This is a genomic window from Sinomonas sp. G460-2 (assembly GCF_047759905.1).
In the GTDB taxonomy this organism is placed as follows: domain Bacteria; phylum Actinomycetota; class Actinomycetes; order Actinomycetales; family Micrococcaceae; genus Sinomonas.
On the sequence record NZ_JBKZWT010000160.1, the window covers coordinates 1 to 8304 of the forward strand.

The 8304-nt window shown below is 70.5% G+C and carries 7 protein-coding genes; all 7 read left to right on the forward strand.

Annotated features, from left to right (window positions below; translation table 11 throughout):
- Positions 1-179: 179 nt before the first annotated feature.
- On the forward strand, positions 180-1559 hold the full coding sequence (locus ACLN58_RS14185) for an LCP family protein (RefSeq protein ID WP_415855908.1): 1380 nt from the start codon (positions 180-182) through the stop codon (positions 1557-1559).
- Between the two features lie 163 nt (positions 1560-1722).
- A complete protein-coding gene (locus tag ACLN58_RS14190; RefSeq protein ID WP_415855909.1) occupies positions 1723-2568 on the forward strand; it encodes an SGNH/GDSL hydrolase family protein in 846 nt (281 codons plus the stop codon).
- Positions 2569-2605: 37 nt separating this feature from the next.
- Positions 2606-3811, forward strand: a complete 1206-nt coding sequence (locus ACLN58_RS14195; protein ID WP_415855910.1) for a multidrug effflux MFS transporter — start codon at positions 2606-2608, stop codon at positions 3809-3811.
- Positions 3812-3990: 179 nt separating this feature from the next.
- Complete coding sequence (locus tag ACLN58_RS14200; protein WP_415855911.1) at positions 3991-5379, forward strand: ATP-binding protein; 1389 nt, start codon at positions 3991-3993, stop codon at positions 5377-5379.
- 268 nt (positions 5380-5647) lie between these two features.
- Positions 5648-6742 (forward strand): App1 family protein, encoded by a 1095-nt coding sequence (locus ACLN58_RS14205; RefSeq protein WP_415855912.1) that lies wholly within the window; start codon positions 5648-5650, stop codon positions 6740-6742.
- Positions 6743-6950: 208 nt separating this feature from the next.
- A complete protein-coding gene (locus ACLN58_RS14210; RefSeq protein ID WP_415855913.1) occupies positions 6951-8168 on the forward strand; it encodes a type III polyketide synthase in 1218 nt (405 codons plus the stop codon).
- A gap of 43 nt (positions 8169-8211) precedes the next feature.
- The coding region (locus ACLN58_RS14215; RefSeq protein ID WP_415855914.1) for an FAD-dependent monooxygenase at positions 8212-8304 on the forward strand (93 nt) is incomplete at its 3' end.

Below are 8304 nucleotides of genomic sequence, written 5' to 3' on the forward strand. Positions count from 1 at the left end.
CGCGCTCGTGGGGGTCGCAGCGGTGGCGGTCGCGGTCGTGGTCCGCTCGCGAAGTAGTTGGCATTTTCGCGCGCGTTCGGCGCGCATCCAGCTAAAGTGGAGTTTTCCCAGCTAACGTAGCCCCGCGCGCTGTGTTGCGCGGCGCGCGGCCGTCCTGACCGCCGACCCAAGGGAGCCGCATGCGGCCTTCGCCCGAAGCCCGAGAGGCCAGCAGCCAGACCACCGGCAACGCGCCGTGGCACAACCTTTACGGGCAGCTCGTAGCCCGCGATCGTCGCAGGAAGTTTCGGCGGCGCCGGTTCGTCGCGATCTCGATCGTCCTCGTCGGCGCCTTGGTGCTCGGCGGCGGGATCTTCGCGCTCGCCACCTACTGGGGCCTCGAGAACGGGATCAAGCGTTCTCAGGCGCTCGACGGCGGCGCTGGCCTCGACCAGGACGTCAACATCCTGCTCATGGGGCTCGACAGCCGCCTCGACGAGAACGGCAACGCCCTGAGCCAGGAGGAGTACGACGCGCTGCACTCCGGCAGCTCGGACGACGGCGGGTACAACAGCAACGTGCTCATGCTCCTGCACGTCCCGAAGGACGGCAGCACCGCGACCATCATCTCCATCCCGCGCGACGACTACGTGGACCTCGCGGGCGCGCCCGACGGCGTCAAGCAGGGCAAGGTCAAGCAGGCCTACGGCTACGCGATGGACGAGGCCATGAAGAAGCTCAGGGCCGATCCGCAGGGCAAGAGCGACCCCGAGATCTACCAAGCGGCGCGCGACGCGGGCCGCAAGTCCGAGATCCAGACGGTCCAGAACTTCCTCAACGTCAAGGTGGACCACTTCGTCGAGGTCACGATGTCCGCGTTCCTCTCGGTCGCGAAGGCCGTCGCGCCGATCACGGTGTGCCTTCAGGAGGCCACGAAGGATTCGTACTCGGGCGCCGACTTCAAGGCCGGCCAGCAGCAGCTCAACGCTCAGCAGGCCGTCGCGTTCGTCCGCCAGCGCCGCGACACGTCCGGCTCCGGCGTCTCGCTCACCGACCTCGACCGCGCCCGCCGGCAGCAGGCGTTCATCTCGTCGCTCGCGACGCAGCTCAAGCAGAAGGGCACGTTCACCGACATCGGCAAGGTCCAGGGCATCATCGGCGCCCTCAAGGACAAGATGGCCGTCGACCAGTCGCTCAACCTCATCGACTTCGGGCTCAAGGCGAAGCAGCTCACGGAGAACAAGACGAAGTTCGTGACGCTGCCCATCGTGGACTTCGGTTGGTCGGACACGGGCGAGTCGGTCAACATCGTGGACAAGAAGGCCATTCAGGCGCAGGTGGCCGAGCTCCTCTCGCCGCAGCCCTCGACGAGTGCCGCGCCGGCGCCCGCCCAGAGCCAGGCGCCAGCGCAGCAGGCTCCGGCCAAGTCGACTCCCGCCAAGGGCGCGGGCCAGGCCCCCGCTCAGGGCTCGGGCCAGGCCCCCGCGCAGACCCAGCCCTCGCCGTCGTCCACTGGCTCGTACGACGCCGGCGACTGGTCGTCGTCGCTCTTCGGCGGCGGGATCCCCTGCGTCAAGTAAGTTGTGGGGTCCCGTCCGGCGGGTTGCGGGGTCATCGCCCTGACAAAGGCCCCGCAAGCGACGGGCAGGGACCGGCGAGCGACGGGCAGGGACCCCGCAACCGTTAACCCTCGCGTCGCCGGGGCGTTGCCGCGGCGTGGCCCGAGCTTCTTAGAGTGCGACCGTGGGTGACAGCGTTCGACGGCGGTACGTCGCCCTCGGCGACTCCTTCACCGAGGGCGTGGGCGACCCCCATCCGGGCCTGCCCAACGGGGTGAGAGGCTGGGCCGACCGCGTCGCCGAGAAGCTCGCGAAGCACGAGAAGGGCTGGGAGTACGCGAACCTGGCCGTGCGCTCGAAGCGGCTCCGGCAGATCATCGACGACCAGCTCGAAACGGCCCTCGCCCTCGAGCCCACGCTCGTGACGCTCTACGCGGGCGGCAACGACCTCCTCGACCTCGGCACCGACATGGACCGGCTCCTCGAGGAATACGCGGGACTCGTGGGGCGGCTCGCCGAGACCGGGGCCACTCTCGTCCTGTTCACCGGCTACGACGTCAAGGTCAACCCGCTCCTCGAGCCGCTGCGCCACCGCAACTGGCAGTACAACGCGTGGGTGCGGGAGCTCGCGCGTGACCACGGCGCCGTGCTCGTGGACTATTGGTGCTTCGACGAGTACAACGACAAGCGCATGTGGGACGCGGACAGGCTCCACATGTCGACGGCGGGGCACAAGTTCCTCGCGCGCCAGGTGCTGGCCCACCTCGGGGTGCCGACCTCGTTCAAGCCCGTGGACTGGGAGCCGCTCGCGCCGCGCAGCACGCTCGAGTGGGTCAACGCCCAGCGGCAGTGGATGAACGACTGGGTTGTCCCGCTCATCGGACGGAAGCTGCGGGGGGTCACGCTCGGGGACTCCCTCGGGCCGCGCTGGCCTGAGCCCGTCAAGGTTCCCAAGAAGGGCGGGCTGCGGCGGTACGCGCTGGAGCACCCCGAGGTCCTCGAGGGTCGCGGTCCCGTCTTCCCGGTCTGAGGAAAGTAGGCTGGCGGGAGCCCACGAAAGGACCGCCATGCCACTGCCTGCCCTGAACCCCTCCGGGAAGCTCAGCACGGCATGGCTCCTCGTGCTCGCGTTCCTCGCGACAACCGCGCCTCTCTCCACGGACCTCTACCTCCCGGGCTTCCCGCACGTGCAGCAGGATTTCGCGGCCAGCGCGTCCGGCGTGCAGCTCACGCTCACGGGCTTCCTCGTGGGCATGGCGTTCGGGCAGCTCGGCTTCGGGGCACTTTCGGACCGCCACGGGCGCATCGTCCCGCTCCTGTGCGGGAACGTCCTCGCGCTCGGCTCCTCGGTGCTCGCCGCCGTCGCCCCCTCGATCGAGGTGCTCATCGCGGCCCGGCTCGTCCAAGGCCTCGGCGGGGCGGCCGGCGTCGTCATTGCGCGGGCCATCGTCGTGGACCTCACGCGCGGCACCGAGACGGCGCGGACCATGAGCCTCATGATGACCGTGGGCGGGATCGCGCCCATCCTCGCGCCATCGATCGGGGCCTTCCTCCAGGGGCCCATCGGCTGGCGCGGGATCATGTGGACGCTCGCCGTGCTCTTCGCGCTCATGATGACCGCCGTCGCGCTGGTCTTCCGGGAAACACGGCCCGCCGCGTCGCGAGACGGCGCGAGCCTGCTCGGCGGCCTCGCGCAAGTGGTCCGAGTGCCGCGCTACCTCCTGTTCGCGGCGCTCTTCGCGACGACGTTCGCGGTCATGATGACGTACATTTCCGCCTCGTCGTTCGTGTATCAAAACGTCCTGGGCTTCAGCGCCGTGGGCTACGGCATCGCGTTCGGGGTCAACGCCGCGGGGCTCATCGCCTCGGGCTACATCTCGTCGCGGCTCGCACGGACGGTCGGCCCGCTCCCCACGGTGCGGATCGCGGTCCCGGTGCTGCTCGCGTTCTGCGTGCTCCTGCTCATCGTGGCGCTCCTGCCCGTGCCGCGTTGGCTGCTCGCCGTGCCGATCTGGTGCGCCGTGAGCACGGTCGGCTTCATCATGGGGAATTCAACCGCCCTCGCCCTCGACGCCGTGCGGCACGTATCCGGGAGCGGCTCGGCGGGACTCGGGTTCGCGCAGTTCGTGTTCGGCGCGGCCGTCTCGCCGCTGTCCGGGATCGGTGGCGCGGACACAGCCGTGCCGATGGCGGTGATCATGGCAGCGGCGGCTGCGCTCGCCGCGCTCCTGCTCGGCGTGGCGGCACGCCGCGGGCGGGCGCGAGGGGCTTAGCGCCGGGCGGCGGGACACGGACGACGGCGGGTTGTCGCCGCGAGCGGAGGAAGCACCTGACTTCATCCGCCGCTACGCCGCCGCAACCCCCGCGTTACCGCTCGTGGCTAGACTCGGCTCACGGGGGCGACGGCCCCCATCGACCGGTCGCCCGGTCGGCGCGGCGCGAAGGAGCACCCATGACCACGTGGCGGATCCGGGACTTCCACCCCTCGGACCTCGACGGCATCCTGCGCCTGTGGGGCGCCATGACGTCTTCCGGGATCGAGCCCGTCTACTCGCTCTCCGAGGTCCTCGCGAGCTGCCAGGCGGACTACGCGGCGGTCGCGCTCCACGGGGACGACGTGATTGGGGCCGCCGTGGCGCGGGCCGCGCACGAGCAGGGGTGGATCGTGTTCCTCGCGACCCTCCCGGAGTGGCGGAGCCGCGGAATCGGCACTGCGCTGCTCTCGGCGCTCGAGCACCGCATGGCGCCGCTCGGCCTCACCAAGCTGTCCGCGCTCATGCCGGACACCGAGACGCGCGTTGACGCGTTCCTCAACCGTGGCTTCAAGGACGTCAAGAATCTGCGCTTCTTCGAGCGGCAGATCCCCGTGCAGCGCGCCGAGCTCGGGCCGCTCGCACAGCTTGGCGGCCGGGTCCTGCCGCGCGACCTGTGGGAGAACGTCGCGGGCATGCGGCGCGAGAAGCAGCTCCTTGAGCGGCGGCTCGTGCTCCCGCTCGCGGAGGCCGAGCTCGCGGACGAATTCGGCGTCGTGCCGCCGCGCGCCGTCGTTCTTTTCGGGCCGCCCGGTACAGGCAAGACGACGTTCGCGAAGGCCATCGCGTCCCGGCTCGAGTGGCCGTTCGTCGAGGTGTTCCCGTCCCGGCTGGCCGGGGACTCGGAGGGCCTCGCCGGAGCGCTGCGCCGGACTTTCACGGAGATCGCCGAGCTCGAGCACGCCGTGGTGTTCCTCGACGAGGTCGAGGAGATCGCGTCGCACCGTGCCGGGGATCCGCCGAGCCCCATGCAGGGCGTCACGAACGAGCTGCTCAAGATCATCCCCGCGTTCCGCGAGCAGTCGGGCCGGCTCCTCGTGTGCGCCACGAACTTCATCCGGGCCCTCGACTCGGCGTTCCTGCGCCACGGCCGTTTCGACTACGTCGTGCCGATCGGCCTGCCCGACGCCGAGGCCCGGCGCGCGATGTGGCAACGCTTCATCCCCGAGGCCGTTCTCGGGAACGTCAACGTCGATCTGCTCGTGGCGCGTACCGAGGGCTTTTCCCCCGCCGACATCGAGTTCGCGGCGCGCTCGGCGTCGCAGCGCGCGCTCGAGAAGGCGGTGTACGCGCCCATCGGCGGGGCGAGCGTCGCTGCCGACGGCGGGGCGAGCGCCGCTGCCGACGCCGGGGAGGTCCCCGCCGTCTCGGATCTCGCCGGGCGCGGTCCGACCGGGACCGGGGCGAACGGGCGCAGGGGGCCCTCCACGGAGGACTATCTCGAGGCGATCGCCGAGACGAAGACGACCGTGAGCGAGGAGGTCGCGGCCGCGTTTCTCGAGGACATCGAGCAGCTCGCGCGGGTGTGAGGACGAGGTGCCTCCCCAACCCCGTTCCTTTCGGTACGCGTACAGGTCGGAACGCGTCCGGAGGCGTAGCTTCCCGTACGGGTTTCCGCGCATCGCCGCGGGAGATTCCGCGGAATTCCGGGCTTCTCGGGCGTTGCGCGGCCCGTGTGGCCGCAAAACGCGTGCAGTTCGGATCGCACTCCGTCGTGTACGCGTACTGGCTGGAGCGCCCCGCCTTGCACCGTCGTCGTTTCTGTGACTTTGGGCCAAAGGTGGCAAAGTGTTCCGCATGACTGGAGCCCTCCTGAAGGTCGCCCATCGCGTCGGCGACCGCGTCCATGCCGCGCAAACGGGGTGGGCGCGCAGGTTCGGGTTCATCCCGCAGGTGGTCGCCTACCGCGGGTACGGCACGACATCTCGCGTGCGCATCCTCGCCCGCGTCCTCTACGGGGCACCGGGCCTCCACCGCATCGGCGCGAACACGACGCGTGAGCCCGCGCGAGGCCGCGATCACTGCCGCGCCGGCTGGCTCGAGGAGGCAGCGGCCCACCGCTGGACCGGCACCGAAGACGTGCGCGGCTGGCGGGCGTTCACGAGCATTCCGATCGAGCATTCCGCCGTGACCATCGAGATCGGCGACCAGCGGCAGGCTGTGCGCGCAGACTTCGGGGGCGTCGTGGACGCGATGGTGGACGTGTCGCTCAGTCCGGGCTGGCACTCGGTGCGGCTCAGCGCGGAGGGCGCGGAGCCCGCCGTCGGCCAAGTGCTCGTGGTGGACCCGGCGGCGACGTTCGGCATCGTGTCCGACATCGACGACACCGTCATGGTCACGGCCCTCCCGCGCCCCTTCCTCGCACTGTGGAACACTTTCGTGCTGAGCGAGCGCGCCCGCACACCCACGCCTGGGATGTCCGTGCTGCTCGACCGGCTCGCCGCTCGGCACCCGACCGCGCCGGTCATGTACGTCTCGACCGGACCGTGGAACGCCGCCCCGACCCTCTCGCGCTTCCTGGGCCGGAACCTGTATCCCGCCGGGCCGCTCCTCCTCACGGACTGGGGCATGACGGCCGACAGCTGGTTCCGCAGTGGCCGCGAGCACAAGGTCCGCAACCTCGCGCGGCTCGCGGCCGAGTTCCCCGACATCAAGTGGCTCCTGATCGGCGACAACGGCCAGCACGACGAGTCGATCTACGCCGAGTTCGCGCGCCGGCATCCCGAAAGCGTCTCGGGCGTCGCGATCCGCGAGCTGTCCGGAAGCGAGGCGGTCTTCTCCGGCGGCACGATGCACGACGGGCAGTCCACCCCCGTACCGAGCGTCCCCTGGGCGTCAGCGCCCGACGGCGCGTCCCTCGCCGAGCAGCTCGAGGCCTTCGGGGTCCTGTAGCCGTTCAGGGGTCACGTCCCGTGGGTGCGGCGTAGTTCAGGGGTCACGTCCCGTGGGTGCGGCGTAGTTCAGGGGTCACGTCCCGTGGGTGCGGCGTCGTTCAGAGGTCACGCCACGTGGGTTGTCACCCGCGTTACGTGACCCTCAAAAGGGGAGCAACTCCCCGCCCCTTGCCAGCAGCACCCTTCCCGTGGCGAGAATGGGGCCTATGACGGTCCTCATGAGGTCCCTCGAAACAGCCGTCCCGTCCACGGTGCTCAAGCAGGCGGAGGCGCGTGACGTCTTCGCGGCGCAGGAGGGCCTCACGCGGCTCGGCACCAGACTGGTCCGCACGTGCTTCGACGCGGCCGCGATCGACACTCGCTATTCGTCGATCGCGGAGTTCTCGTGGGACAAACCGACGCACGCCCCCGAATTCTTCGACTCCGCGACGGGCAGGCTCCTCACCCCGAGCACCAAGACCCGCAACGACCTGTTCGTCCGCGAGGCCACGCCGCTCTTCGTCGAGACGGCCCGCCGCGCGCTCGACAAGGCGGACGGCCTCGGCCCCGAGGACGTCACCCACGTCATCACGGTCTCCTGCACGGGCTTCTTCAACCCCGGACCGGACTACCGGATCGTCCGCGAACTCGGCCTGCGCCCGTCCGTCCAGCGCTTCCATCTGGGGTTCATGGGCTGCTACGCGGCCTTCCCGGCCCTCCGGGCAGCCAAGCAGTTCTGCGAGGCGGATCCGAACGCGGTGGTCCTCGTGTCCGTCGTCGAACTCTGCACGCTCCACGTCCGCAGCTCCAACGATCCGGACACGATCCTCGGCGCGTCCCTTTTCGCGGACGGCGCCGCGGCCGCCGTCGTGAGCGCGCGGGACCTGCCGCTCACTCAGCCCGCCCTGAGTCTCGACGCGTTCGAGACCACGCTCACGCCCGTGGGCGAGGAGACGATGGCCTGGAACATCGGCGACCGGGGCTTCGAGATGGTCCTCGGCACCTACGTCCCGCACATCATCGACGAGCACATCACGGGAGCCCTCGAGCCGCTCCTCGCCCGGGACCCCGCGCTAGCGGGCAGGGCCCACGCCGAGATCGAGCACTGGGCCATCCACCCGGGCGGCCGCAGCATCGTGGACAAGGTGGTGACGCGGCTCGGGCTGAGCGAGGACCAGGCGGTGCCGGCGCGGGAGACGCTGCGCGAATTCGGCAACATGAGCAGCGCGACGATCATGTTCGTCTTCGACTACATCCTGGGCCTGCCGTGGGCAGACTCGCCGGGATCGGCGGCCGGCGCCGGGACAGCGGAAGGCACCCCGCCCGGGGAGGGTCAAGCGAGAACCGACGACGGCGCGCGGCCCGGTTCGGAGCGCGTGTGCGCCATGGCGTTTGGGCCGGGACTCACCGTCGAGACCGCCCTCCTGACGCGCGTCCGCCCCTGAGGCGGGGCTCGTGCGAGCTATTGAGGCTGAGGGGCACGACGTCGTGATCGTCGGCGGCGGTCCCGTGGGCCTGTGCCTCGGGGTCCTGCTCGCGCAGAAGGGCGTCGACGTCGCGGTCCTCGAGGCGCGCACCGAG